General features: G+C 71.0%; 20 protein-coding genes and 1 tRNA gene. 11 read left to right on the forward strand and 10 right to left on the reverse strand.

The features are described 5' to 3' along the window. Positions 1–14 precede the first annotated feature (14 nt). The 7 genes from OG700_RS24500 to OG700_RS24530 form a co-directional block, all read right to left on the reverse strand. Positions 15–485 (reverse strand): hypothetical protein, encoded by a 471-nt coding sequence (locus OG700_RS24500; RefSeq protein WP_405617026.1) that lies wholly within the window; start codon positions 483–485, stop codon positions 15–17. Positions 486–550: 65 nt separating this feature from the next. Further along, positions 551–1,147, reverse strand: coding sequence for an aminoacyl-tRNA hydrolase (gene pth / locus OG700_RS24505; protein ID WP_405617028.1), 597 nt, complete (start codon positions 1,145–1,147; stop codon positions 551–553). A gap of 153 nt (positions 1,148–1,300) precedes the next feature. Beyond that, on the reverse strand, positions 1,301–1,891 hold the full coding sequence (locus tag OG700_RS24510; protein ID WP_405617031.1) for a 50S ribosomal protein L25/general stress protein Ctc: 591 nt from the start codon (positions 1,889–1,891) through the stop codon (positions 1,301–1,303). Positions 1,892–2,095: 204 nt separating this feature from the next. Further along, the gene (locus tag OG700_RS24515) at positions 2,096–3,073 is read right to left on the reverse strand and encodes a ribose-phosphate diphosphokinase (RefSeq protein WP_405617033.1); all 978 of its coding nucleotides are present in this window, start codon (positions 3,071–3,073) and stop codon (positions 2,096–2,098) included. 110 nt (positions 3,074–3,183) lie between these two features. Next, a complete protein-coding gene (gene glmU / locus OG700_RS24520; RefSeq protein WP_405617035.1) occupies positions 3,184–4,632 on the reverse strand; it encodes a bifunctional UDP-N-acetylglucosamine diphosphorylase/glucosamine-1-phosphate N-acetyltransferase GlmU in 1,449 nt (482 codons plus the stop codon). A 121-nt stretch (positions 4,633–4,753) separates the two neighbouring features. After that, positions 4,754–4,826 (reverse strand) — tRNA-Gln (locus tag OG700_RS24525). A gap of 26 nt (positions 4,827–4,852) precedes the next feature. Next, on the reverse strand, positions 4,853–5,710 hold the full coding sequence (locus OG700_RS24530) for a hypothetical protein (RefSeq protein ID WP_405621935.1): 858 nt from the start codon (positions 5,708–5,710) through the stop codon (positions 4,853–4,855). Between the two features lie 157 nt (positions 5,711–5,867). On the opposite strand from OG700_RS24530, the gene OG700_RS24535 reads away from it, so the two are divergent. After that, a complete protein-coding gene (locus tag OG700_RS24535) occupies positions 5,868–7,196 on the forward strand; it encodes a sensor histidine kinase (protein WP_405617037.1) in 1,329 nt (442 codons plus the stop codon). Positions 7,197–7,236: 40 nt separating this feature from the next. Here OG700_RS24535 and OG700_RS24540 read toward each other — a convergent pair whose 3' ends face one another. Both OG700_RS24540 and OG700_RS24545 read right to left on the reverse strand, forming a co-directional pair. Continuing rightward, positions 7,237–7,725, reverse strand: a complete 489-nt coding sequence (locus OG700_RS24540) for an SUKH-3 domain-containing protein (protein ID WP_405617039.1) — start codon at positions 7,723–7,725, stop codon at positions 7,237–7,239. Positions 7,726–7,732: 7 nt separating this feature from the next. Continuing rightward, the gene (locus OG700_RS24545) at positions 7,733–8,194 is read right to left on the reverse strand and encodes a YwqJ-related putative deaminase (RefSeq protein WP_405621937.1); all 462 of its coding nucleotides are present in this window, start codon (positions 8,192–8,194) and stop codon (positions 7,733–7,735) included. 442 nt (positions 8,195–8,636) lie between these two features. On the opposite strand from OG700_RS24545, the gene OG700_RS24550 reads away from it, so the two are divergent. The 3 genes from OG700_RS24550 (at position 8,637) to OG700_RS24560 (ending at position 13,252) form a co-directional block, all read left to right on the forward strand. After that, the gene (locus OG700_RS24550; RefSeq protein WP_405617041.1) at positions 8,637–9,614 is read left to right on the forward strand and encodes an SMI1/KNR4 family protein; all 978 of its coding nucleotides are present in this window, start codon (positions 8,637–8,639) and stop codon (positions 9,612–9,614) included. Continuing rightward, on the forward strand, positions 9,611–12,070 hold the full coding sequence (locus OG700_RS24555; protein ID WP_405617043.1) for an SUKH-4 family immunity protein: 2,460 nt from the start codon (positions 9,611–9,613) through the stop codon (positions 12,068–12,070). The genes OG700_RS24550 and OG700_RS24555 overlap by 4 nt, the downstream gene beginning before the upstream one ends. Before the next feature lie 270 nt (positions 12,071–12,340). Continuing rightward, positions 12,341–13,252, forward strand: coding sequence for a cellulose-binding protein (locus OG700_RS24560; RefSeq protein ID WP_405617045.1), 912 nt, complete (start codon positions 12,341–12,343; stop codon positions 13,250–13,252). Between the two features lie 117 nt (positions 13,253–13,369). On the opposite strand, the gene OG700_RS24565 is transcribed toward OG700_RS24560, so the two are convergent. Then, on the reverse strand, positions 13,370–13,909 hold the full coding sequence (locus OG700_RS24565) for a hypothetical protein (protein ID WP_405617047.1): 540 nt from the start codon (positions 13,907–13,909) through the stop codon (positions 13,370–13,372). Between the two features lie 448 nt (positions 13,910–14,357). On the opposite strand from OG700_RS24565, the gene OG700_RS24570 reads away from it, so the two are divergent. The 7 genes from OG700_RS24570 (at position 14,358) to OG700_RS24600 (ending at position 26,281) form a co-directional block, all read left to right on the forward strand. Beyond that, positions 14,358–15,326, forward strand: coding sequence for a helix-turn-helix domain-containing protein (locus OG700_RS24570; RefSeq protein ID WP_405617049.1), 969 nt, complete (start codon positions 14,358–14,360; stop codon positions 15,324–15,326). Between the two features lie 594 nt (positions 15,327–15,920). Continuing rightward, positions 15,921–16,709 (forward strand): ABC transporter ATP-binding protein, encoded by a 789-nt coding sequence (locus OG700_RS24575; protein WP_405617051.1) that lies wholly within the window; start codon positions 15,921–15,923, stop codon positions 16,707–16,709. Then, positions 16,706–19,282, forward strand: coding sequence for an ABC transporter permease (locus OG700_RS24580; protein WP_405617053.1), 2,577 nt, complete (start codon positions 16,706–16,708; stop codon positions 19,280–19,282). The genes OG700_RS24575 and OG700_RS24580 overlap by 4 nt, the downstream gene beginning before the upstream one ends. Positions 19,283–19,565: 283 nt before the next feature. Next, the gene (locus OG700_RS24585; protein ID WP_405617055.1) at positions 19,566–19,727 is read left to right on the forward strand and encodes a hypothetical protein; all 162 of its coding nucleotides are present in this window, start codon (positions 19,566–19,568) and stop codon (positions 19,725–19,727) included. Positions 19,728–19,738: 11 nt separating this feature from the next. Continuing rightward, positions 19,739–21,532: a BTAD domain-containing putative transcriptional regulator gene (locus tag OG700_RS24590; protein WP_405617057.1), complete on the forward strand. Its 1,794-nt coding sequence runs from the start codon at positions 19,739–19,741 to the stop codon at positions 21,530–21,532. A 338-nt stretch (positions 21,533–21,870) separates the two neighbouring features. After that, entirely contained in the window at positions 21,871–24,336 is a 2,466-nt protein-coding gene (locus tag OG700_RS24595; protein WP_405617060.1) for a TOMM precursor leader peptide-binding protein, read from the forward strand. Then, the gene (locus OG700_RS24600) at positions 24,326–26,281 is read left to right on the forward strand and encodes a TOMM precursor leader peptide-binding protein (protein ID WP_405617062.1); all 1,956 of its coding nucleotides are present in this window, start codon (positions 24,326–24,328) and stop codon (positions 26,279–26,281) included. The genes OG700_RS24595 and OG700_RS24600 overlap by 11 nt, the downstream gene beginning before the upstream one ends. Position 26,282: the final 1 nt, after the last annotated feature.

Here is a 26,282-nt window from a genome sequence, read left to right on the forward strand (position 1 = left end):
CGCCCCGGCCCACGTCAGAGCGCGAAGAACGCCGCCGCCAGCAGTACCGCACCCGCCAGCGCCGTACCCCACGCCATACGCGTCAGCCGCAGCCCGCCGCCGACCACCGGCGCCGCCAGCAACAACGCGCCACCGAGCGGCACCCACGCGAGCAGCGCACCGGAGGAACCCGAGCGGACCAGTTCCCCGGTGCCCGGCTTCAGCACCACCTCGTACGACCGGCCCCTCTTCACCGCCACCGACCGCTCGATGCGGGTCCCGGCCCGCGGCCCGGGGCTCCCCTCGGGGTCGTACGTACCCGTACACGCCGTATCGCCGCACTCGGTGACCGACAACGTCCCGTGCTCACGGCCCTTGGACAGCAGTACGTGCTGCGCCGTACCCCAGGACGTCCAGAAACCCGCGGCGAGCAGCAGCGCGGCGACACACGCCATCGCGGCACGGCGGCCCACCGACAGTGCCAGTTGCGACGAGCTCGGCTTCATGGACGGCGATCCTTGGCCATCCGGACGCGGTCGGTCAACTTGTGGCAGAGGAAAGGTCGTTGTTGTCAGGAGTTGTACGCGCTCTGCGCGCGCTCCAGCCCCTCCGTCACCAGACACTCCACGGCGTCGGCCGCACGGTCCACGAGGAAGTCCAGCTCCTTGCGCTCCACCGAGGAGAAGTCCCTCAGCACGAAGTCGGCCACCTGCATCCGCCCCGGCGGCCGGCCGATCCCGAACCGCACCCGGTGGTACTCCGGGCCCATCGACTTCGTCATCGACTTCAGACCGTTGTGCCCGTTGTCCCCGCCGCCCAGCTTCAGCCGCAGCGCGCCGTAGTCGATGTCCAACTCGTCATGGATCGCCACGATGTTGGCCGTCGGCACCTTGTAGAAGTCCCGCAGCCCGGCGACCGGCCCCCCGGACAGATTCATGAACGACAGCGGCTTCGCCAGCACCACCCGCCGGCTGCCCGGACCCATCGGCCCCACCCGGCCCTCCAGAACCTGCGCCTGGGCCTTCTGCGCGCGCTTGAACGAACCGCCGACGCGGCCCGCGAGGAGATCCGCCACCATGAAACCCACGTTGTGGCGGTTGGCCGCGTAACCGGGACCGGGATTGCCCAGGCCCACGATCAGCCACGGGGCGGTGACATCGGTCGTCATCTGCGCTGCGTCTCCTCAAGGCGAAGAAGGAAGAAGAAAGAAGAAAGAACGACGGGGTGGCGGGCACCGGCCCGCCACCCCGTCGGGCAAAGCGTCGTTCAGTCGTTCAGCTGTGCAGTCGTTCAGGACCCCGTCCCAGGATCCGGCCGGGGCTCAGGCCTCGGCGGCGGCCTCGTCAGCGGCGTCGTCGGCCGACGGCTCCTCCGCCTGCGCGGCCAGGACCTGGATGACGACCGCGTCCTCGTCGGTCACCAGCGTCGTGCCCTCGGGCAGCGGGACATCCTTCGCGACGATGGAGGCACCGGCCTCCAGGCCCTCGACGGAGACCGTGACGGACTCGGGGATGTGCGTCGCCTCGGCCTCGACGGTCAGGGTGCTCAACACGTTCTCCAGCAGGAACGGACCCGGGGCCAGCTCGCCCTCGGTATGCACCGCGACCTCGACCGAGACCTTCTCGCCCAGCTTCACCGCGAGCAGGTCCACGTGCTTGATGAAGCCCTTGAGCGCGTCACGCTGGACAGCCTTGGGGATCACCAGCTCCTTGCGGCCCTCGATGTCGACGCTCAGCAGCGCGTTCGCCGTCTTGAGCGCCATCATCAGGTCGTGACCCGGCAGAGACACGTGAACGGGGTCGGCACCGTGACCGTAGATGACCGCCGGAACCTTGTTCTCACGACGCGTACGGCGGGCAGCGCCCTTGCCGAACTCGGACCGGACCTCAGCGGTGATCTTGACCTCAGCCATGACTGCACTCCTCGTAGATGAAACATAGGTGACGATGAGACTGGTGGTCACCCGGCCACGACAGGCGGCCTGCTACGAAGAGCGCGTCGATAACGGACGGCCGCGAATGAAAGCGGCCTCCCTCGCCGAGCAACTCCGTGAGTCTACCCGGCGGGGAGGCCGCCCAGAAATCGATCTTCGAAAGCCCCGTGGAGCGTGTGCCGGCTACGCCTGCTCGTCGAAGAGGCTCGTCACCGAACCGTCCTCGAACACCTCACGCACCGCACGCGCGATCGTCGGCGCGATCGACAGCACCGTGATCTTGTCCATCTCCAGATTGCCCGGATCCGGCAGCGTATCCGTGAAGACGAACTCACTCACCTTCGAATTCTTCAGCCGGTCGCCCGCCGGACCCGACAGCACACCGTGCGTCGCCGTCACGATGACATCCTCGGCACCGTGCGCGAACAACGCGTCGGCGGCGGCACAGATCGTGCCACCCGTGTCGATCATGTCGTCCACCAGCACACACACCCGGCCTGCCACATTGCCCACGACCTCATGGACCGTCACCTCGTTGGCGACATCCTTGTCCCGGCGCTTGTGCACGATCGCCAGCGGCGCGTCCAGCCGGTCACACCAGCGGTCCGCCACCCGCACCCGCCCGGCGTCCGGCGAGACCACCGTCAGCTTCGACCGGTCGACCTTCGTCGCCACATAGTCCGCCAGGATCGGCAGCGCGAACAGATGATCCACCGGACCGTCGAAGAAGCCCTGGATCTGATCCGTGTGAAGATCCACGGTCAGAATGCGGTGCGCACCCGCCGTCTTCATCAGATCCGCCACCATCCGGGCCGAAATCGGCTCCCGCCCACGGTGCTTCTTGTCCTGCCGGGCGTAACCGTAGAAGGGAACGATCACCGTGATGCTCCGGGCCGAAGCCCGCTTCAGAGCATCGATCATGATCAACTGCTCCATGATCCACTTATTGATCGGAGCGGTATGGCTCTGGATCAGGAAACAGTCCGCACCACGAGCCGACTCCTGATAGCGCACGTAGATCTCACCGTTGGCGAAATCGAAAGCCTTGGTCGGCACAATCCCGACGCCCAGCGTATGGGCGACCGCCTCAGCCAGCTCGGGGTGGGCGCGGCCGGAAAAGAGCATCAGCTTCTTCTCGCCGGTCGTCTTGATCCCGGTCACAGCACAGTCTCCTCAGACGTGTTGATTGCCGCTGCACCCGCGCGTCCCTGCGAGCCAGCCGAACGTGAGCAGCTATCACGGTACGCGCCGCACGAGGCGCCTGTTTCCGGTCAGCTTTCGAGCGCCAGCTCCTCAGCGGCAGCGGCAGCGGCCTGCGCGGCGGCACTTCCCGGCCGCTTACGAGCCACCCAACCCTCGATATTCCGCTGCTGGCCCCGCGCGACGGCCAGCGAACCCGACGGAACATCCTTCGTGATGACCGACCCCGCGGCCGTGTAAGCACCGTCCCCGACAGTGACAGGCGCCACAAACATGTTGTCCGAACCCGTCCTGCAGTGCGAGCCGATCGTCGTGTGATGCTTCGACTCACCGTCGTAGTTCACGAACACACTCGCCGCACCGATGTTCGTCTGCTCACCGATCGTCGCGTCACCCACATAACTCAGATGCGGCACCTTCGAACCGTCGCCGATCGTCGCCTTCTTCATCTCCACGAACGACCCGGCCTTCGACTTCACACCCAGCCTCGTGCCCGGACGCAGATACGCGAACGGACCCACCGAAGCCCACTCACCCACCTCCGCGTCGATCGCCACCGAGTTGTCCACCCGGGCGCCCACGCCCACCCTCGTATCCGTCAGACGCGAGTTGGGACCCACCTCCGAGTCCTCCGACAGATGCGTCACCCCCAGCAACTGCGTCCCCGGATGCACGACCGCGTCCGGCTCGTACGTCACCGTCACATCCATCAGCACCGACCCCGGATCCACCACCGTCACACCGGCCGTCATCGCCCGCGCCAACACCCGCTCGTTCAACAGCCGGCGCGCCTCGGCCAGTTGGACCCGGTTGTTGATGCCCAGGATCTCCCGGTGATCATCCGCGACCGAGGCGCCGACGCGGTGCCCCGCCCCCCGCAGAATGCCGAGGACATCGGTCAGATACTCCTCGCCCTGACTGTTGTCCGTACGGACCTTGCCGAGCGCGTCCACGAGAAGGCGCCCGTCGAACGCGAACACCCCCGAGTTGATCTCCCGCACCGCACGCTGCTCGTCCGTCGCGTCCTTGTGCTCCACGATCCCGGTCACGGCCCCGCTCGCCTCGTCCCGCACGATCCGCCCGTAACCGGTCGCGTCCGGCACCTCGGCGGTCAGCACGGTGACGGCGTTGCCGTCCTCCTCGTGCCGCGCGGCGAGCGCGGCGAGCGTCGCCCCGGAGAGCAGCGGGGTGTCGCCGCACACGACGACGACGGTCCCGTCCGGAGCCTGCCCCAGCTCCTCCACGGCGACCCGGACGGCGTGCCCGGTCCCCTTCTGCTCGGCCTGGAAGGCGGTACGCACCCCGTCGTACGAGGCGGCCAGATGCCCCTCCACCAGCTCCCGCGCATGCCCGACGACGACAACGAGATGACCGGGCTCCAGCTCACGGGCGGCGGAGACGACATGACCGACGAGCGAACGCCCGCAGATCTCGTGCAGAACCTTGGGAGTCTTCGACTTCATGCGGGTGCCCTCACCCGCTGCGAGGACGACGACGGCGGCCGGGCGATTGGCGCTCACGGGGATGCCCTTCGGCTTCGGATGCTTGGCATGGCGGACATCCGCAGGATACCGGGGGGTTTCGGGGCGGAAACGAAGGCGGGTCCTGACCGGAGAGATCAGGACCCGTACTGTGCGACAGCTCCCCTGCCAGGACTCGAACCTGAACTAACGGTACCAAAAACCGCAGTGCTTACCAATTACACCACAGGGGAATATTGCGGCCTAAACGGACATTTCGTCAGGTCGTTGATTCTGCACCCAACACTATGCCGTACCAGGCGCCCTCTACGCGACGGTATAGATCAGCACTTTTGGTGACGTAGATGACCAAGCAGCCTCGGTAGGTTTCGGCGGTGTTCTTCCGCTTGGTCTTTGGGTTGTGCTTCTTGAGGGTCGCCTTCTGGAATGCGGAGACGTCCACGCCCACCAGGTCGGCCCAGAATGCCTCGGCGCCGGGAACGTCGGCCGACTCGTGGATGCTGACCCGCAGTCGCATGCGCTCGCGCGTGACCCCCAGCAGTTCGAGCCAGCGGAGGTAGGTCTTGATCATGTTCGGGTCGCTGTTGATGAAGTGCAGTGCTTCCCGGCGGCTGTACGGCTTGTCCTTGGCTCCTTCGGCCCAGTAGAGCCCCACTCCGATCAGGAACAGCTCCCGGTCGGACAACCCCCCGACTTCCTCTCGCGCCAAGCGCTTCGTCTCGTGTCGGTCCACGTCCTGTGCGGCGCGGAGATGCGCCAAGCCGGCGTTCATTCGAGCCCGACGCTCCTCGTCCGTGTAGCGGGGCTCCGGCTTCGGCAGATCCCGTACCCATAACGAGATCGAACTCTTCGAGCACCCCAGCTCCAGCTCTATCTGGTCGTACGTAAGCCCCTGGAGTCGTAGCTCCCGTGCCTTCGCCCGCAGGTCGTCCTTCGCGTTCGGGCGCTTCGTCCACTCCGGCGGGGGCTCGCCTCGCACCAGGCGGCTGAGGATTTCGTCGTTGAAGATCTTCAGGCGGTCGCGGATCTGCCGCAGGCTCAGGCCCTCGCGGCGCAGCGCCACCGCCTGTTCGCGAAGTCCCTCGAAGTCGGCGTATTTGGCGTTCAAATCAGTCATGTAGGAGATCATCGTCCGGAATGTGAACGTCCGGCTCGAATATGTGGTCGGTTCGCCGGATCGTGTGATCGACGTCCGTTCCCCTTGTGCGAGGGCCGCTCCCGTGCTGATCGCACTCGCCGGATATTGCGTCGCGGGCGCCCGTAGGCTGGGAGGTATGACCACAACGGGGGCCAATGAGGAGGCCGCGGGTTTGACCACCCGTGGCTTCTGGTGGTGGAGGCGGCGGCGGAGCGCCGTGCTGGATGTGGGGCTGGGCGCGGTGTCCGCCGTGGAGTGTGCGTTCGAGGGGATCCGGTTCGCGGGCAGTGCGCAGCTGCCGGTGCCGCTCGGGGTCGTTTTCGGGGTGTTGGTCGGGTCCGTGCTGCTGTTGCGGCGGCGGTGGCCGATGACCGTTGTGCTGGTGTCCGTCGCCGTCACGCCCGCCGAGATGGGCTTGCTGCTCGGGGTCGTCGGGCTGTACACGCTGGCCGCCTCGGACTCGCCTCGCCGGATCATCGGCGCTCTGGCCGCGATGTCGCTCGTGGGGACGCTCATCGTCGCCTTCGTACGGACGCGGCGTGACGTGGGTGCCGCGGATCTGGAGGCCGCGGGGTGGTACATCCCGCTGATCGCCGTTTTCATGGCGCTGAGCATGGCGTTGCCGCCGGTGCTGCTCGGTCTCTACGTGGGGGCCAGGCGGCGGCTGATGGAGAACTTGCGGGAGCGTGCGGACAGTCTGGAGCAGGAGTTGTCGCTGCTGGCGGACCGGGCCGAGCAGCGGGCGGAGTGGGCTCGTACGGAGGAGCGGACGCGGATCGCGCGTGAGATGCACGACGTGGTGGCGCACCGGGTGAGTCTGATGGTGGTGCATGCCGCCGCGTTGCAGGCGGTGGCGTTGAAGGATCCGCAGAAGGCGGTGAAGAACGCCGCGTTGGTGGGGGACATGGGGCGGCAGGCGTTGACGGAGTTGCGGGAGATGTTGGGTGTGCTGCGGGCGGGGGAGCAGCAGGCGGTGCGTGAGGCGGGTGGCGGGGGTTCGGGGGTGACGGTGCCGTTGGCGTCGGTGGGTGTCGCGGCCGCGGCGGCTGCCGCGGCGGCGGCGGGGGACGGGCCGGGGATGGGGGACATCGAGACGTTGGTCGGTCAGTCGCGGGATGCGGGGATGGTGGTGGAGTTGGCGGTGCAGGGGGTGTCGCGGGAGTACGCGCCGGTGGTGGAGCAGACGGCGTACCGGGTGGTGCAGGAGGCGTTGACGAATGTGCACAAGCACGCGGCGGGGGCGAAGGTGATGGTGCGCCTGGCGCATCGGGAGGCCGAGATCGCGATGCAGGTGGAGAACGGTCCGTCGTGCGGTGCCGCCGATGCCGGGCTGCCCAGTGGTGGCAACGGGCTGGTGGGGATGCGGGAGCGGGTGCACGCGCTGGGCGGGGTGTTCGTGTCGGGGGAGACGGACGCGGGGGGTTTCCGGGTGTCGGCGGTGTTGCCGCACCGGGACGCCGCGTAGGGGGCGGGCAGCGGCCGGGCGGGAGGCGGCCGGGCGGGGGTCAGTGGGAGGTGAGCCGTTGCGGCTGGGCTCCGGTGACCAGGGCCGCGAGTGCGTGGTCGATGTGTGGGCCGAGGTACCAGTCGCCGGTGTGGTCGATGGAGTAGACGCGGCCGGTGGCGTCGACGGCGAGTACGGCCTGGCCGTCGCCCTCTTCGCCGATGGGGCTGATCTCGGTGTCCAGGGAGCGGCCGAGGTCGCCGAGGGTGCGGGCGAGGTGGATGCCGGCGAGTGGGTCGAACCGTACGGTCGTGGGGGCGATCTGCCGTCCCGGTCCGGGGCCGGTCACGGTCAGTGCGCCGAACTCCGCCCAGATCTCGACGACGGCCGCGAACACGGCGTGGACGTGTCCCGCCGGGGTGATGTGGGCGCGCAGGGTGTCCGCCCACTCCTCGGCCTGCCGCATGTCCCAGCGGCCCGGATGCCAGCCGGCTTCGCGCAGGGCGGCGTCGACGGCGACGGGGAAGCGGGTGGTGGTGACGTCGGGCACGGGGTGGTCAGCCGTTCTGCGTCGGGTCGACGGGGCGTACGCCGAAATGGGCGAGCATCGCCGTACAGGAGCGGCAGGGTGGCGCGTAGCTGCCGTGGAGCGGGTCGCCGTCCTCGCGGATGCGGCGTGCGGTGAGTTTGGCGTGCTTGAGGGAGCGGCGGGCCTCGCCGTGGGTGAGGGGTTTGCGCTGGGCGCGTTTGGAGCGGGCGCCTTCGACGGCGGTGAGGTGCCGGGACAGCAGGATGGTCTCGGGGCAGCGGCCGGTGAATCGTTCGCGCTGGCTGCTGGTGAGGGTGTCCAGGAAGTCCTGTACGAGGGGGTGCAGGGCCGGTGGCTGGTCGGCCTTGCCCGCGGTGCACGTGAGATTTTCGCCACGTACGGAGAGTGCGGCGGCGACGGCGGGCAGGATTCCGTCGCGGCGCTGCCGGAGTGCGGGCGGGCGGTGCGGTTCGGTGCTGCTCCAGCTCAGGCGCGGGTCGCCGGAGGTGTCCGCGTCCGAGGTCGAGGGCGTGGTCGAGGGCGTGGTCGCGGGCGTGCCGTTTCCGGTGGTGCCCGTGGTGAGGCGTCCCGACGTCGCTCCCGGGCGGTCCGGTGAGCCGAGGCGTGGATCTCCCGATGTGTCCTGTTGTGCTGTGTGCAAAGCGTTGTCCCTCCCTACGTAATCCCCACGTAATCCCCCGAGTTGCGGGGACAGCCTGCCAAATGTGACATGCCGCGGGGAAGCCGGGGCGGGATCAGGGCGTGGCGTCGTCGCTGCGTGACCTGGGGTGACCGGTTGTCACCGGTACTCGAACGGGTGCCGCGGTGAGGGCGTGCGGGGGGCCGGCGGGGGAGCGGAAGGGCGGCGTCCTGTGTTGCTTCACCGCATAGGCTGTGTCGAACCAGTCAGAAGCCAGCAGGGGGCATCCGCCATGACGACAGGTCGGCTCGGTCAGCAAACCGCGCCACCGAACGCGGCCTACGCCGGGCAGGTCGTGCAATTCCCGGACCCCGTCCGGGCCTCGCGCCACCCCAGGGGTGTGCCGGTGGACGGCGACGGCTTCCCGGACTTCTCGCCGTACGCGCGTGCCGCCGCCGAGATCGCCGAGCCCCCCGAGGGCTTCGGTGTCGACGAGTTGCGGCTCACGGATTACGTGTCGGCCAACGCCGCGCTGCACGCGGACGGCCATGAGTTGTGGGACACGATTCCCGCCGTGGCCACTCCGCACGGCTGGACCTGGCACCACGCGCCGCGTTCGCGCCGGCTGTTGCTGGTGCCGGTGGAGGTCAAGGCGCTGCTCCGCCATCATGGCGGTCTCGCGACGACGTTGGTGGATCACGGCAAGCGCGGGACGCGTCCTCTTCAGGAGACGAGACCGGTGCACTTCGGGTTGCCGAAGGGTTCGGTGTCGGTGACCGAGCAGCAACTGCTCGGTGTGGAGGAGGATCTCGGTTTCCGGCTGCCCGGTGCGTACCGCTCGTTCCTCAAGGCGGCGGGCGGGTGCGCCCCGGTGGGCGCGGCGTTGGACGCGGAGCTGGGGCTGCTGGTGGACCAGCCGTTCTTCACGGTGCGTGAGGAGGCGGCGGTCAATGACCTGTTGTACGTCAACAAGTGTCTGCGGGACCATCTGACGAAGGACTATCTGGGCGTGGCGTTCGTCCAGGGCGGCATCCTCGCGGTGAAGGTGCGCGGCGATGCGGTCGGTTCGGTGTGGTTCTGCGCGTACGACGACGCGCGTGACCGGGATGGCTGGAGTGTGCGGGAGCGGGTGGAGCGCCTGCTGCTGCCCTGTGGTGCGGACTTCGACGTCTTCCTTATGAGGCTGGCGGGCAATCCGTCGGAGCTGGACACGGTGGCGAACCTGATGGTGGACGGCGGCTTCGCCCGCGCCGTCCCGGTGGAGGGATGAGCGCGGTGGTGACATTCGCTCAGGCGCAGGAGCGCGCGGACGAGTGGGTCAACGGCGACGTGCCCGCGTATCAGCACCGTGAGGTGCGGGTGCGGGAGTTCGAGCTGGGGTTCGTGGTGTGGGCGGAGGACCGCGCGGAGGGCCCGCGTTCGGACGGCGGGCTTCAGCGGCTGGTGCTCGCGCGGGACAGCGGTGAGGCGACGTTGTGGCCGGGGTTGCCGGTGGGTGAGGTGATCCGGCGGTACGAGGAGGAGTACGGGTCGCAGGCACAGGCCGAGGAGCCGCCGCCGGCGGCGCGGCGTATCGATCTGAATCAGACGTCTTTCCTGTTGACGCCGCCGGAGTGGTTGCAGGACGCGGCGGACAGGATGGGGATTCCGGATTCCGGCGCGGGTGCGGGCGCGGACGCGTCGGGCGGCGGCGCCTCCGGCGCTGGTGCCGGTGCTGTCGCTGCCGGTGCGCCGCCGGTCTCGGCGTCGCAGAGCAGCAGTTCGCCGTGGCCCGACGCGGACCGCAGCGGGGATCACGGTCCCGCCGCGTCGGTCGCCCCGGCCGGGGCGACCCCGTGGGCCGGTACAGACACCAACGCCGCCGGTGACGGCGGTTCCGTGGGGCTTCCGGCGACGGTCTTCGCGCCGCCGCTGTCGGGCGCGGACGACGACGGTACGCCGCCGCCCGGTCTGGCGGCCGAGGCGCCGACGGCGTTGATCTCGGGCGGCAGTCAGCTGCCGCGTACATCGCTGGCCCCGGGTCTCGGATCGGCATCTCCCGCGCCCGGCGGGCCGGCCGCGCCCGGCGCCGCCGATATCGCCGACGCGGCGACGAGCAAGGCGACGGCGCCGCCGCGCGCTCCGCGTGGCGGTGGGCCGTCGGCTCCGCCGCCCCCCGGTGCGCCCGGGGTGCCCGGTGTTCCGGGTCCGCCCGGTCCGCCCGGCGTTCCCGGTGCCCCTGGTACGCCCGGTGCTCCCGGTGCTCCGGGGATGCCGCCGCCCGGTGGTGTGCATCACGCGGCGACGATGTTCGCGGATCCGAGTCAGGGCGGTCAGTCCTCGTTGCCGGGCGGCCCCCGGCCGCCGGGTCCTCCTGGTCCGCCCGGCGTTCCCGGTGCCCCTGGTACGCCCGGTGCTCCCGGTGCTCCGGGGATGCCGCCGCCCGGTGGTGTGCATCACGCGGCGACGATGTTCGCGGATCCGAGTCAGGGCGGTCAGTCCTCGTTGCCGGGCGGCCCCCGGCCTCCCGGCCCGCCGGGTCCCCCCGGCCCTCCCGGTGCGCCCGTGATGCCGCCGGGTCCTCCCGGTCCTCCCGGTCCGCCTGGTGCCCCTGGTGTTCCTGGTACGCCGCCGCCCGGTGGTGTCCACCACGCGGCGACGATGCTGGCCGGCCCCGGTGCCGTACCGGGCACCCCCGGTCCGCCGGGTCCGCCCGGTGCGCCTCCCGGCGCCCCGCAGGGCGCGTACGGCTACCCGCAGCAGGCCGGCGGCATGCCGACGGTCGGCCCCGGCTATCAGGCCGTGCTGCGCTACCGCGCGCCCGACGGCTCCGAGGCCCAGCTCATCCGCCGCTCGGCGCCCGGCACCCCGCACCCCGAGTGGCAGATCCTGCACGAGCTGCGCGCCATGAACGTGCCGCCGCAGCAGGTGCTCGAACTCCACACCGAGCTGGAGTCCTGTGAGCTGCCCGGTGGTTACTGCGCGCGGATGATCCGCGAGACCTGGCCGCAGGTGCGGATCACCAGCGTCGCCCCGTACGGCAGGGACCACTCCAGCCGTCAGCAGGGCATGCGGCATCTGCTCACCCACCAGGGCGAGTTGCACCAGGTCGCGGACGGTCCGGCGCGTCCGGCGCCGGTACGCGCTCCGCTGCCGCAGGTGCCGCCCGCGCAGCCGGTCCCGCCGGAGGCGATCGCGCAGGAGCTGGCGGGCGCGTTCGGCCCGCAGGGCATCTGCCGGTTCGATCAGCGGGCGGTGTCCCGTCAGGGCGTACCGGAGGCCGTGGCGCGCACGCTCGTGTGGGCGGGGCTGCCGGGCGACTTCGGCCCGTTCTTCTGGGCGCAGCCCGCGCAGCCGGTGGTGCCGACGCTGGCCGAGCTGGCCGCGCAGCGGCAGGTGCAGCCGGCGGCGGACGCGGGGTCGTATCTGGTGATGGGCAGTGACTTCGGCCGGGCGATCTGTGTCCAGTACGGCACGGCGCACATCATGGCCGTGTCGGTCGAGACGGGGCCGGGCGGTGAGACGATCCCGCCGCAGTTCGTGAACACCGGGCTGCCGGAGTTCACCCGCTCGATGGCGCTGCTCGGCCGGATGTGGCGGCTGCGTTTCGGCCTGAATCCGGAGCAGGCGGGCCGCTGGACCGTCGACTTCCAGGCGCAGCTCGCCGCGATCGATCCGGCGGCGCTGTCGTCGCCGGAGAGCTGGTGGTCGGTGCTGCTTGAGCAGATGTGGGACGGGCTGCTCTGACCGTGCGGCTGTCGATTCGGCGGTGAGATCCACCACCCCAGGAACGCGCCCAGGCGCCCTCCGTGATTCACGGTGGGCGTCTCGGTCGTTGTGGCGCCCGTTGGCGCGCCGGGACCGGGCGGTGGCTTGAACGCGTCGGCCGTGTCATCGGTACGGAAGCGGTGTCGGGTGCCCGGCGTCAAAGGGCGCATCCTTGAGCAGGATGGACGGGTGGGGCGTTTCGTCGAGGCGCCCCTTCTTGTCACCGTAGGTCGGAGAGAGGCTTGAGTAATGGCTGCTGCACGGGCAACGGCTCACGGCTTCGACCCCGCTCGGGGCCGTGGATACCGCCCCGAGCAGGTCGACCGGCGGGTCACGGAGCTGTCCAGGGACCGGGAGGACGCCGAGGCGCACGAGGGGCGGCTCGCGGAGCTCGCCGAGCGGCTGGAGGCGGCGGCCGGGCTGCTGCGGCAGCAGGTGGAGGCGCTGCCGCCGCAGACGTTCGAGTCGCTGGGCGACCGCGCCCGGCAGATCCTGGCGCTGGCCGCCGAGGAGGCGGACGCGGCGCGTGCGACCGCGCGGGAGGACGCGCAGGCGCGGTACGACGCGGCGGGTGACGCGGTCCGCCGTACGCGCGAGGCGGCCCGCGCGCACGCGGAGGCGGTCACGGGTGACGCGGACGCGTACGCGACGCGGACGGTGGAGGGCGCGCAGGGCGCGGCGGACGAGCGACGGGCGGCCGCGCGCCGGGACGCCGAGGAGGTACGGGGCGGGGCGCTGGCCCGTTTCGACGAGATCCGGCAGCGTACGGAGGCGTTGCTCGCCGAGTTGTCGCGGGAGCACGCGGAGCGACTGGCCGCGACGGCACGGGAGTTCGCGGAGCGGGAGGCGGCGGCGCAGGCCCGGCAGGCGGAGCTGGCGACCCGCTCGGACGCCCGGCTCGCGGACGCGAAGCGGGCTTTCGCGGAGGCGGAGGAGAGCGCCCGGCACATCCATGAGGACGCCGTGGCGCGTGCGCGGGAGCTGATCGCGCGGGCGCGGGCGGCGGAGGAGCGGACCGTACGGGAGACGGAGCGGGTCCTGCGGGAGCACACGGAGGTCCGTGAGGAGACGCAGGCGCGGATGACGCATGTCCGTAACAGTCTGGCGGCGCTGACGGGCCGGACTCCGGTGGACGCCGAGGCGGAGGCGGAGAACGCCTGAGGCGGGCGGTGCCGGGAGTGCCCCGTCCCCTCGTGCGGGGCACTCCCGTGGGGGCCGGGAGTGCCCCGCCCCACCCCCGTGGGGGCAGGACACTCCCGGCGCCGGCTCGCGGTCGGATCAGACGGTGGGCGAGGCGCTGTACCCGTGGGTCTGGTGGCCCTTGCCGTCGTTGGCCCAGTCCAGACGCAGCTCGCCGTCGGCGAGGCCCCTGGTGCCGCCGACCGCGTAGGAGATGGTCGACGTCTTGTAGCTGCCGTTGTAGTTCGCGTTGGCGCTGGAGTTCTCCAGCTTCGCCTCGATGCCGCCGAAGTTCTTGGACTTCACGACGGGGTCGGTGCCGCTGACGCTCTTCTTCACCTGGAGCTTGAAGTACGCGTCGTTGAAGATGCCGGTGTTGTCGACCTGCGCGTAGACGGGACCGTCCCACGAGACGGAGGCGTACGCGTGGACGGTCGAGCCGGAGCGCGCGGAGCAGAGCTTGACGGTGATGTCCCAGTTGTCGGCCCAGGGACCCGAGTAGGACGGGTCGTCGATCGACTTCTCGCTGGTCTTGCACTTGTACGTCAGGGCCGAGGCCGGGGACGCGGCGACGACGGAGGTCCCGGCGAGCGCGGCGGTGGCGAGTGCCGCCGCACCCGCGCGCTTGATGTTGAACACAGCTCGTTCCCTTTCGAGGGTTTGGGTCTGAGGAACGGGCGTGAGGAGCCACTGATCGCTGCGCTTGGCGAAGGTGACTGACATCCCTGGACCCGGGGAGCCGCCCGGCCGCGTGACCGGGGCGGCGAGTTCCCGCCCGACTCATGACTCGTACTTCCTGAGGCGGTTCGGAGAAACCGCAGGCCGCGAACTCCGATGCCAACCCTAGGGTTGGCGTGGGCTTCGGACTTTGTCATTCACGCAGGGAACTTTGTCAGTGGTGCAGCGTCTCGAAATGACGCCCCGTAGGGCGAGATCCGCTGTGTGCCGCCGGCGCGCGTTGCGTGGAAAGAGGCAATTCTGTCAAACTGGCCTCGGGAACTGTCCGTATCGAGGAGTAACTTGTGGAGAAGCGGGCCGAGGTCTTGGCCGGCGGGCTTCATGTCCGATGCGGGCGAAGGTCTGCCTCATGAGCCCGATGCTGGACACCGCGTTCATGCCGCCGCAGGACCGGGAGGAAGCGCTCCGGGACGCGATGCGGGAATCCATGGTGGCTGTCGATATCGATCATCGTTATCGGGCTGAGGACATTTCGGTTCGCATGGGGCTCGGCACCGTTGGGCCTCTGCGGGTCGGTTCGGCGCGGGCGACCGCGGTCACTGTCCGTCGGACGGCGCGGCTGGCCCGGGAGGACGAGGAGCCGGCCGTCTTCGTGGGTCTTCAGGTGACGGGCACCAGCCTGGTGGTGCAGAACGGCCGCCAGTGCCTGCTGGAGCCGGGAACCTTCGCCGTCTACGAATCCACCGTTCCCTACACACTTCTCTTCGACGAGGGAGTCGACCAGCACTTCTTCCGTTTTCCCCGCGCCGCGCTCGCGCTCCCCGAGCGGCTGTTGCGGGATATCGCCGCGGTTCCCCTGGGATCCGACAATCCCATCGCACGCCTCGCCTTCAGCTACTTTTCGCAACTGGCCGTCAGCGAGGAAATGCACCAGGGCGTGCACGCCGCCGCCGTGGTGGAACCCAGTGTCGAGCTGCTCCGCGCCGTCCTGACGTCCCAGCACGGTGACGCCGACCTGGCCAGAGGACCGGCGGAGGCAACACTCGGCCTGCGGATCACTCGTTACATCCGGGCGCACCTGGCTGATCCCGATCTGTCGGCGGCACGGATCGCCGCCGCGCACGACATCTCCGTGCGTCATCTCTACGCTGTGCTGTCCCGGTCGGGAATCAGCCTCGGAGACTGGATCCGTACACACCGCCTGGCCGAATGCAGACGAGAACTGGCCGGTGTGAACGGCCGGTTGCGGACCATCGCGGCGGTAGGACGGAATTGGGGCTTCGCTGACGCGACCCATTTCAGCAAGGTGTTCAAACAGGCATACGGAATCTCGCCTCGGGCCTGGCGCGACCAGAACCACCCCCGCTCCCGCGCGTGACGGTCTGACGGCCTCCCGCGCGTGACGGTCTCAGCGCGGCCGCGCCCGTACATCCTTTCCGGGGTCCTTGGCCGTCTGCGGGTCCTCGTGGACGGGGAAGCGGCGCGGCGCCACGGAATTCGGCCGCGCGGTCGGTGAGCGCCGCCGCGGACCCTCAGGGTCGCTCCACCTGAGGGTGGACGGCCCTTAGGTGGTTCTCCCTACTTACGTCCGGGGGCGGTTCGTCCCGCCGGAGGACGAGAAGGGAGTGTGCCGTTCTTTAAGTTGGTCCTACACCGCTGGGGACCGGTCGGGGGGCCGGTCCCCCCGGTGGAGGGCGGGACTTCGAAGACAGTTCCAGGGGGGGGTAGCACCCGGAAGTCCTGAGGGAAACCCCAGGAGAAGTGGGTGCCTTTCCCCAGCGCGCCGGACGGTGTCGGGCGCGCAGACTCAAGTCGGAGCGGGAACGACCCCCGCCGCACGACCGCGGCACGATCACGACCGCAGCGCGATCACCATCGCGATCGCGATCATCAGCACCATCCCACTACCCACGGCGCGGACGCGCGGCGCGGCTCACGACGCCCAATTATCGATGGACTTAGGAGACTTACGGTGACAACGGCTATGACCATCCCCAGGCCCGGGGGCACGGGAGGGCGCGTGGCCGTCGCCGCGCGGGCGCGACAGGTCGTCAAGGCGTACGGCTCCGGGGAGACCCGGATCGTGGCGCTCGACCAGGTCGATGTGGACATCGCCCGCGGGCAGTTCACCGCGATCATGGGCCCGTCCGGTTCCGGCAAGTCGACGCTCATGCACTGCCTCGCCGGGCTCGACACCGTGACCTCGGGCGAGATCCATCTCGACGAGACCGAGATCACGAAGCTCAAGGACAAGAAGCTCACGCGACTGCGCAGGGACCGGATCGGCTTCATCTTCCAGGCGTACAACCTGCTGCCGACGCTCAACGCCCTGGAGAACATCACGCTCCCCATGGACATAGCGGGCCGCAAGCCCGACCGGCAGTGGCTCCAGCGGGTCGTGGAGACCGTCGGTCTCGCCGACCGTCTCAAGCACCGGCCCACCCAGCTGTCCGGCGGGCAGCAGCAGCGGGTGGCCGTCGCCCGCGCCCTCGCCGCCCAGCCCGACATCATCTTCGGTGACGAGCCGACCGGCAATCTGGACTCGCGGGCCGGCGCCGAGGTGCTGGCCTTCCTGCGCAGGTCGGTGGACGAGCTGGGGCAGACCATGGTGATGGTCACGCACGACCCGGTCGCCGCCTCGTACGCGGACCGGGTGCTGTATCTCGCCGACGGCCGGATCGTCGACGAGATGCGCGACCCGACCGCCGAGCAGGTTCTCGACCGGATGAAGAACTTCGACGCGCGGGGGCGGACCTCGTGACCGTCGTCAAGACCTCGGTGCGCAACTTCCTCGCGCACAAGGGACGTATGGCGCTCTCCGCCGTCGCCGTCCTGCTGTCGGTGGCGTTCGTCTCGGGGACGCTCGTGTTCACCGACACCATGAACACGACGTTCGACAAGCTGTTCGCCGCGTCGTCGTCCGACGTCACCGTCAGCCCCAAGGGCGCGGCGGCGGGCGACGACTCGCCGTCGCAGACCGGCAAGCCCGAGTCGCTGCCGGCCTCCGTCGTCGCACGCGTCGAGAAGTCGCCGGGCGTGAAGTCCGCCGAGGGCGCGGTCAGCAGCATGAGCGTCACGGTCGTGGACGCCGAGAACAAGAACGTGGGGGCGTCCAGCGGCGCCCCGACGATCGCGGGCAACTGGACGGACAACGACCTGAAGTCGATGGAGATCACCTCCGGGCACGCCCCGCGCGGCCCCACCGAGGTCATGGTCGACGCCGACACCGCCGACAAGCACGATCTCAAGCTCGGCGACGAGCTGCGCACCATCGTGGTCACGGGTGACCTCAAGGCGAAGATCGTCGGTATCGCCGCCTTCAAGGTGACCAACCCGGGCGCCGCGATCGTCTACTTCGACACCGCGACCGCCCAGCGTGAACTCCTCGGCGCGACCGGCCTGTTCACCCAGATCAACGTCGCGGCCGAGCAGGGCGTGAGCGACGCGCGGCTGAAGGCGGACCTGGCGGGGGCGCTCGGGAGCACGTACAAGCTCCAGACGCAGAAGGAGACGGCGGACGCCGGCAGGGACAGCGTCGGCTCGTTCCTCGACGTGATGAAGTACGCGATGCTCGGCTTCGCCGGGATCGCCTTCCTCGTCGGCATCTTCCTGATCGTCAACACCTTCTCCATGCTGGTCGCCCAGCGGACCCGCGAGATCGGCCTGATGCGGGCCATCGGGTCCAGCCGTAAGCAGGTCAACCGCTCGGTGCTGCTGGAAGCCGTACTGCTCGGCATCGTCGGGTCCGTCGCCGGTGTCGCCGCGGGCGTCGGGCTGGCCGTCGGCCTGATGGAACTGATGTCGTCCATGGGCATGGAGCTGTCCACCCAGGATCTGACCGTGAAGTGGACGACGCCCGCGATCGGGCTGGTGCTCGGCGTCGTCGTCACCGTCCTCGCCGCGTACATACCGGCCCGCCGGGCCGGGAAGATCTCGCCGATGGCGGCGCTGCGTGACGCCGGTACGCCGGCCGACGGCCGCGCCGGACGGATCCGGGGCACGATCGGCCTGGTCCTCACCGCCGGCGGCGTCGCCGCGCTCCTCGTCGCCACGGGGGCGGACAAGGCGAGCGAGGGCTCGCTGTTCCTCGGTACGGGTGTGGTGTTCACGCTCATCGGCTTCGTCGTCGTCGGCCCGCTGCTCGCCGGTTTCTTCGTCCGGATCCTGAGCGCGGTGATACTGCGGGTCTTCGGGCCGGTCGGCCGGATGGCCGAGCGCAACGCGCTGCGCAACCCGCGGCGTACGGGAGCCACCGGCGCGGCCCTGATGATCGGGCTGGCCCTGGTGGCGTGTCTGTCGGTGGTCGGCTCGTCCATGGTCGCGTCGGCGACGGACGAGCTGGACAAGACGGTCGGCGCGGACTTCATCATCGAGTCCGGCACCGGTCAGCCGATCGTGCCGCTGGCCCAGGCGGCACTGGAGAAGTCACCCGGTATCGCGCATGTCACCGAGTACAAGATCGTCGCGACGAAGCTGACGACGCCCGACGGGAAGACCGTCGACGAGGATCTGTCGGCGGCCGATCCGACGTACGCCAAGGATCTGCGCCGCGAGACCGTCGCGGGTGAGCTGTCCGCCGCGTACGGAAAGGACTCGATGTCCGTCGGCGAGACGTTCGCCGACAAGCACGGGGTCGAGGTCGGGGACGAGCTGACCGCCGCGTTCAAGGGCGGCAAGAGCGCCGAGCTGACCGTGGCGGCGATCACGTCGGACGACGTGGCGGTGGACAAGGGCTCCAAGTACATCTCCATCGCGACCGCCGAGCGGTATCTGCCCGCGGCGAAGATGCCGAAGAACATGATCATGTTCGCGGCGGCCCAGGACGGCAAGGAGAAGGAGGCGTACGCGGCGCTGAAGGACTCGCTCGCGGCGTACCCGCAGTACAAGGTCCAGGACCAGACGGACTTCAAGCAGGATCTGAAGGACCAGATCGGCCAACTGCTCAACATCGTCTACGGTCTGCTCGCACTGGCGATCATCGTCGCGGTGCTGGGAGTGGTGAACACCCTCGCGCTGTCGGTCGTTGAACGGACCAGGGAGATCGGACTGCTGCGGGCCATCGGCCTGTCGCGCCGTCAGCTGCGCCGCATGATCCGCCTGGAGTCGGTGGTCATCGCCCTGTTCGGCGCCCTGCTCGGGCTCGGTCTGGGCATGGGCTGGGGCACGGCGGCACAGAAGGTCCTCGCCCTGGAGGGCCTGGGGGTGCTGGAGATCCCGTGGCCGACCATCATCGGGGTGTTCGTGGCCTCGGCCTTCGTGGGACTGTTCGCCGCGCTCGTCCCGGCCTTCCGGGCCGGCCGCATGAACGTCCTGAACGCGATCGCCACGGATTAGTGGCATCGAGCCGCCCGAATGGTGGCCGCCGGACAGATTTGGTCGGCGAACGTAGGTTTTCGGCTCCGGTGGGCGTTCTTCACGCCTATCGGAGCCGATTGCCTTCCCCCTGGTCAGAGCGGTGCTGACAACAAGCTGCGCGCGTAGATGCAGCAAGCTGACACGGCCCGGCCCCCCATTTCGAGACACCCGCTGTCATCGTCGTCCCACCGGAAGCGATCCGGTCCGACGGAACGATTCAACAGGGGGAATTGTGCTCGGTGTACCGCACTGCAACTCCAGGATGATCACGGCCCGTTCGCGCACCGCTCGCACCGCACGTACCGCGCTCGCCCTTGGTTTCTGTACGGCCGCACTGACCCTGTCCGCGGGGACGGCCGCCGCCTCCGCGCCCGCCGCCGGGGACGCCGTGGCCACGAGCCAGCTTGTCAACGGCTGGGACTGAGGGCGTAGCCGGTGCGGTTTCAGCTCCTCGGGCCGCTCAGCATCACGGACGGTCCCGACACCGTCGTCCTTCAGCCCTCCAAACCCACGATCCTCCTCGCCTCACTGCTCCTGCATGCCAACTCGGTCGTCTCCGCCGACTACTTGCAGCGGACCATGTGGGGCGAGGAGCAGCCCGCCACCTCCCGCGCCGCGCTCCAGACGTGCGTACTGCGGCTGCGCCGGCTGTTCACCAAGCACGGGGTGACCGAGACCCCGATCGAGGCCGTGCCCGGTGGCTACCGGATCACGGCCGGACCCCGGCATCTCGACCTGATCGGTTTCCGCGACGAGGTACGGCGCGCCGCGGACATCGCCGACCCGGAGAGCGAACTGCGCGTACTCAAAGGGGCGTTGTCGCTGTGGGAGGGCTCCGTCCTGGCCAATGTCCGCTCCGACGTGCTGCACCGCGACGAAGTCCCCCGGCTCGTCGAGGAGCGGCTGCGCACCCTGGAGCGCGCCTGCGACCTCAAGCTGCTGCTCGGCCGCTGCGGCGAGGCGCTGGTGGAGCTGTGGAGCGCCAGCCGGGCCCACCCCGGGCACGAGCGGTTCCGGGAACAGCTCATCGAGGCCCTTTACCGCACGGGCCGGCAGACCGAGGCGCTCGCCGAGTACCGCGTCGTCAAGGACTATCTGCACGACGAGTTGGGCGTGGATCCCTCGCCCGCGCTGCGCCGGCTGGAGCTGGCCATCCTGCGCGGCGAGGACCTGGGGCCCGCCGACGACCGGCACCCCGCAGGCCCGGCGTATCTGTCCGGCGGCGCCGCCGAACGGCAGCACACCGCCCCCGCCGCGCCGCCCTCGGCCATGGTGGGGCCGGTCGCGGCCGTGCACTCGTTCACCGGGCGCGCCGCCGAGACCACCGCCCTGCTGGAGCGGCTGACCGCGCCCGGCCAGGAACCCGTCACCCTGCTGGTGTCGGGGGCACCCGGCATCGGGAAGTCCGCGCTGGCCCGGCATCTCGCGCACCAGGTCAGGGACAGCTTCCCCGCGGGCCTGTTCCTGGTGCGGATGGTCGGCCCGGACGGTACGGCCCGCCGCCCCGACGACGCGGCGGCCGAGGTGGCCGCCGCCCTGCGCGACCAGGTGCGCGGCGAGCGCGCCCTGCTGGTGCTGGACGACGTGGTCGACGCCGACCAGGTCAGGCCGCTGCTGCCGGCCGGCGCCGACGGCGCGGCGATCGTCACCAGCCGGCGCGGTCTCGCCGGCCTCGTCGCCACCCACGGCGGCTGGGTGCTGCGGCTCTCCACCTTCGCCGAGGAGGAGTCGTACGCGCTGCTGCTCGCCGTCCTCGGCGCCGAACGCGTCGAGGCGGAGCCCGAGGCGGCCCGCCGGCTCGCCGCCGCCTGCGGACACCACCCGCTCGCCCTGCGCATCATGTCGGCCCGGCTGCTCACCCGGCCCGCGCTGCGGCTGGCCGACTCCGTGAGCTGGCTGGCGGAGGACCCGCTGGCGCGGCTCTCGCTCGCCGACTCGCCGGAACTGTCGGTGCACCGGGTGCTCGGCGGGGCGCTCGACCGGCTGGACCCGCGGCTCGCCGACGCGTTCCTGAAGGTCGCCGCGCAGATCCCGGACCACTTCACGGCGGAGGACAGTGTGCGGGTGCTCGGGATGTCCCCCTTCGAGGCGGACGACGTACTGGACCGGCTCGCCGACGCCGGACTGCTGGAAGAAGGGCCGCCCGGCCCGTACCGGGTGCACGAACTGCTGCGTGTGTACGCGCGCAGAACCGCGCCGTATCGGTCCCGGCCGATACAGAAGGTCTGAATCCTCGACCGGCTGAAGCAGGGGGATTCCTGGCTCACGCCGCCCGCGGACCCCACGGCCCGACAGGTCTTCCACGATCAGCGCCAACCGGGTTGGAACCAGCCCGGATTGATACGGCAAAGCTTGGAGGTGCATGTGCTGTCCCGGTTCTCGATCAGCCGTCCTCGCGGCACGGCGCACGCGCTTGGTTCTCGCACCGCACGGCGGACGTTCCACCCGACCGCGTGGGCGGTCCTTCGCCATGGAGGCGAAACCCCGTTCCCCGCCCGGCTCCGCAGGAGTCCGATTCCTCCCCGGCCTGAAGGCCGGGGCATCCTTGGAGGTCTCAGGTGAATCCCATGGCTGTAGAAGCGACAGCGGCTCCGACAGCGGCTCCGACGGCGGCTCCGACAGCCGTCGCGCCTCCGGCGGCTCAGGCACAGACTCAGGCTCACGCGTCGGCGGCGTCCGGCGCTTCCGCCTTCGACGCCCTGGCCGGCACCAGGCCCCGGGTCCGCCGGGACGTGCTGTTCACCGAGACGCCCGGCGGCGTCCTCTTCCACAACGCGGACGGCGGTTTCCACCTCACCGGCCGTACGGCGTACCGCTTCGCCTCGCTGATGGTGCCGCACCTCGCGGGACACCACCGACTCGCCGACATCTGCCAGGGTTTCGGACCCGCCCAGCGGGCCATGGCCGCCGAGCTGGTCAAGACGCTGTACGAGCGCGGCTTCGCCCGTGACATCCCCGAGGACGAGACCGCCCCCGCCGCCCCGAACGCCCCCGGCACCGCCGACTCCCCCGACTCCCCCGACGCCCCCGGCACCCCCGGCACCCCCGACGCCCCCGGCACCCCCGTCCCCGCTCCGCTCACCGGCGCGGTCACCACCCGCTTCGCCGCCCAGATCGCGTACGCCGACCACTACGCCGACGGTGCCCCCGCCCGCTTCCGCCGCTACCGCACCACCCGCGTCGCGATCCTCGGCACCGGCCCCGTCGCCCGCTGGTGCGCGCTCAGCCTCGTCCGCAACGGCTGCGCCTCTCTCGCCGTCGAGGGCGACGCGCACAGCGACCGGACCCTGCTCGCCGAGATCGCCGAACTGGCCGCCCAGGACTGCCCGGTGACCCTCGACAGCCTCCCCGCGCACCCCGACTGGACCGCGCTCGACGGCTACGACGTCGTCGTCGTGACCGGCGCCGACTCCGCCGTCCGCACCCACGCCCTGCTGTCGGCGGGCGTCCCGCAGGGCGCCACCCTCATCCCCGCCTGGACGTTCGGCCGCCGGTCGGTCACCGGGCCGCTCAGCAGGGCCGGTTCGACCGGCTGCTGGTCGTGCGCGGTGCTGCGCCTCGGCGGCAACACCGACGCCGGGACGGCCGCCGACATCTGGAGCGAGGTCGCGGGCGGCGCCACCGGCGGCGTTTCGGGGCGGTCCGCGCCGACCGGCCCCGTCGCCGCGATGTCCGGCAACCTCCTCGGTTACGAGATCTTCCGCCTCACCACCGGCGTGCTGCCCGCCGAGACCGAGGGGCAGGTACTCGTCCAGGATCTCGAATCCCTCGACGTCATGGCCGAGCCCGTGCAGCCCCACCCGCGCTGCGCGCTGTGCGCGCCGGCCGCCGCCGCCGAGACGGCCGCACGCCCCGCCCTGCCCGGCGTACCGACCCTCCCCGTCACACCGACCGTGGAGAGCGCGGGTGAGGCGGAAGCACTGGTCGAAGGGCTCAACCGGATCAGTACGGCGCTGGTGCGCCCCTTCACCGGCGTCTTCAGCCGGTACGACGACGAGAGCCTCACCCAGACCCCGCTCAAGATCAGCCGCGTCGAGCTGGCCGTCGGCCACGGACCGCGCAGACGGATCGCCGCCTTCGACGTGCACCACCTGGCGGGCGCCCGGCTGCGCGCCCTGTACGCGGCGGCCGAGACGTACGTCGAGCACGTCGTGCCCGTCACCCCCGACACCACCGCGCCCGCGGCCGGTGCCGCCGCCCTCGCCCCCGACAGCCTGACGACGGGCAGCGGCACCGGCGCGGGCGTCGGGGCGGTCGGCGCCTGGCTCACCGCGACATCGCTGCTCACCAAGGAGCCGGTGCGGGTACCGGCCGCCGCCGTGCGGCCGTTCGGCCCGTACAACACCGAACGCCTGCACCAGGCGACCACCGCCGGCGCGGGCGCGGGCCCCACCCCGCAGGAGGCGGCGGGCCGCGGTCTGCTCTCGGCGCTCGCCCACGGGGCCCTGCTGCGGGCGGTACGCGGCGAGGCCCCCGGCGCGCTCGTCACCTCCCCGGCGGCCGGCGAACCGGACGCCGACCCGGAGCTGGTGTTCCTGCTCAAGTCCGTGCCGAACGTGGGGATCCGGGCCGAACTCGTCGACCTCGGCGAGCGGGAGCACTCCGGCGCCCACGTCGTGCTGGCCCGTGAGACGGGCGGCGTGGGCGGGTCCGCCCCGGAAGGGCGGGGCCGCTGGGCCGTCGCCGCCGGGCTCTCCCGCACCGCCGCCGCGTGCGCCGCGCTCCGCGACCTCATCGGCCAGGTGCAGCTCGACGCCGAGGAGCCGGCGCCGGGCGTCGACACCGGCGACCCACTGATGGGTGAACTCGCCGCCGCCACGGTCCTGTTGACCGCCGAGCCGGTGGCCGCCGACGCGACGGCCACCACGTTCGAGGCGGTCCTGGAGCGGCTGCGCGACGCCGGGCGTGACGTGCTGTACGTCGCCACCACCCCGGCCGACCTGCCCGCAGGCGGCATCAGCACGGCGCGCGTCCTGCTCACCACCGGACGTACGGGCCGCCCACGCCCGGAGGGTGCGCCCGATGCCGGCTGAGCCCTGGGAGCGGTCCGCCCGCGACCTCGCCACGCTGATGCGCCGCGGCTTCGCCGCCTGCGGCGCCCCCGCGCCCGCGCTCGACATCGCGCCGCTCGGCGTCCACGACGCCTTCGCGGACGAGGAGGGGGCTCCGGGGACACCGGGGGCACCCGCCGAGGGCGTGCCCGTACGGTTCTACGGCCGGCACGCCGTCGTCGGACCGTTCCCCGCCGACAGTGCCGACGGCGCGGCCACCCACCGCCCGTGCGCCCGCTGTCTCGCCCGCCGTTGGCAGGGCGTGCGCTCCGTCGCGCTGCGCGAGGCCCTGGAGCTGGGCTCCGGCACCCGGGCCGCCGGGGAGTCGCCGTACATCACCCCGTTCACCGCCGACGCCCTCGCCGGGATCGTCGCGGCCAGACTCGCCGGGCAGGGGCCGTCGACCGGCTCCTTCCCGGCGGTCCATCTCGTGGACATGGAGACGCTTCGGGTACGGCACTACCCCCTGGTGCCCGACCCCGAATGCCCCCGCTGCGGACGTGCGGAGGAAGACACCGCCGAGGCGGCCGTCCTCACCCTGAACCCGGCGCCCAAGCACCGGCCCGGCAGCTTCCGGCTGCGCGACATCAGCGCGTACGAGCTGCCCGTGGAGCCGTACGCCAATCCGGTCTGCGGCTCGCTGGGTCCCTCCGTCGTGCAGGACATCTCCTCCGCTTCCACCTCGGCCACCATCGGCTGCTTCTCGATGCGCAGCGGCGACTACCTGCGCGAGACGTTCTGGGGCGGCCACGCCGACACCTTCGCGCAGAGCGTGCGCATCGGTGTCCTGGAGGGGCTTGAGCGGTACGCCGGGATGCGCTCGCGCGCCAAGACGGCGAGCACGCACGGCTCGCTCAACGGCCTGCGGGCCGCCGGTGAGCACGTACTCGATCCGCGTGAAGTCGGCCTGTACTCCGAGGAGTTCCACCGCGCCAACCCGCGCGTCACGCCGTTCCACCCCGACCGTGAACTCCCCTGGGTCTGGGGCTACTCGCTCCGCGACCACCGGCCCGTACTCGTACCGGAGGTGCTGACGTACTATCACGCGCCGGGCCTGGAGAACCGGTTCGTGCAGGAGAGCTCCAACGGCTGTGCGTCCGGGGGCTGTATGGAGGAGGCCGTCTACTTCGGCCTCATGGAGGTCGTGGAACGCGACGCGTTCCTCCTCACCTGGTACGGGCGGGCCGCCCTCCCCGAACTCGACCCGCGCACCAGCACCCGCGCCGCCACCCGGCAGATGGTCGACCGGCTGGAGATGTACGGCTACGAGGCCCGCTTCTTCGACACCCGGATCAGCTTCCCGATCCCCGTCATCACCGGGGTCGCCGTCCGCCCCGACGGCGGCAGGGGCCGGATGTGCTTCGGCGCGGGCGCCGGGCTCGACCCGGAGTCCGCACTGGCCGGGGCGCTGTGCGAGATCGCCACCGACGCCGTCAACCTCCGGGGCCGCACCGAGCGCGACGAGGTCCGGCTGCGCGCCATGGCCACCGACTACGGCAAGGTCGCCGCGCTGCACGACCATCCGCTCGCCTACGGCATCCCCGAGATGGGGAACAACGCCCACTTCCTGATCGGCGAACCCGGCGCGCCCCGGCCGCGCATGCGGTCACTCGCGCAGGCGTACGGCGACGGCTCGCTGCCGCCCGTCTCCGACGACCTGCGCGACGACCTCACACGGTGCGTGAGTGCCGTCACCGACAAGGGATTCGACGTGGTCGTCGTCGACCAGACCATGCCCGAACAGCGTGACCTCGGCCTGACGACGGTCTCCGTGCTCGTCCCCGGCCTGCTGCCCATCGACTTCGGCTGGACCCGGCAGCGCGCGCTCGGCATGCCCCGGCTGCGCACCGCCCTGCGCGAGGCGGGCCTGCGGGCACACGACCTGACCGACGCCGATCTGAACCTCGCGCCGCACCCGTTCCCCTGAG

The organism is Streptomyces sp. NBC_01508, assembly GCF_045040315.1.
Taxonomy (GTDB): Bacteria; Actinomycetota; Actinomycetes; order Streptomycetales; family Streptomycetaceae; genus Streptomyces.

Excerpts from the sequence above, each read along its gene's own strand:
- OG700_RS24550 (WP_405617041.1), top strand. The coding sequence starts at position 8,637 with ATGACGACAGGTCGGCTCGGTCAGCAAACCGCGCCACCGAACGCGGCC.
- OG700_RS24555 (WP_405617043.1), top strand. The coding sequence starts at position 9,611 with ATGAGCGCGGTGGTGACATTCGCTCAGGCGCAGGAGCGCGCGGACGAG.
- pth (WP_405617028.1), bottom strand. The coding sequence starts at position 1,147 with ATGACGACCGATGTCACCGCCCCGTGGCTGATCGTGGGCCTGGGCAAT.
- OG700_RS24595 (WP_405617060.1), top strand. The coding sequence starts at position 21,871 with ATGGCTGTAGAAGCGACAGCGGCTCCGACAGCGGCTCCGACGGCGGCT.
- OG700_RS24500 (WP_405617026.1), bottom strand. The coding sequence starts at position 485 with ATGAAGCCGAGCTCGTCGCAACTGGCACTGTCGGTGGGCCGCCGTGCC.
- OG700_RS24560 (WP_405617045.1), top strand. The coding sequence starts at position 12,341 with ATGGCTGCTGCACGGGCAACGGCTCACGGCTTCGACCCCGCTCGGGGC.
- OG700_RS24600 (WP_405617062.1), top strand. The coding sequence starts at position 24,326 with ATGCCGGCTGAGCCCTGGGAGCGGTCCGCCCGCGACCTCGCCACGCTG.
- OG700_RS24535 (WP_405617037.1), top strand. The coding sequence starts at position 5,868 with ATGACCACAACGGGGGCCAATGAGGAGGCCGCGGGTTTGACCACCCGT.
- OG700_RS24585 (WP_405617055.1), top strand. The coding sequence starts at position 19,566 with ATGATCACGGCCCGTTCGCGCACCGCTCGCACCGCACGTACCGCGCTC.
- OG700_RS24570 (WP_405617049.1), top strand. The coding sequence starts at position 14,358 with ATGAGCCCGATGCTGGACACCGCGTTCATGCCGCCGCAGGACCGGGAG.
- OG700_RS24510 (WP_405617031.1), bottom strand. The coding sequence starts at position 1,891 with ATGGCTGAGGTCAAGATCACCGCTGAGGTCCGGTCCGAGTTCGGCAAG.
- OG700_RS24530 (WP_405621935.1), bottom strand. The coding sequence starts at position 5,710 with ATGACTGATTTGAACGCCAAATACGCCGACTTCGAGGGACTTCGCGAA.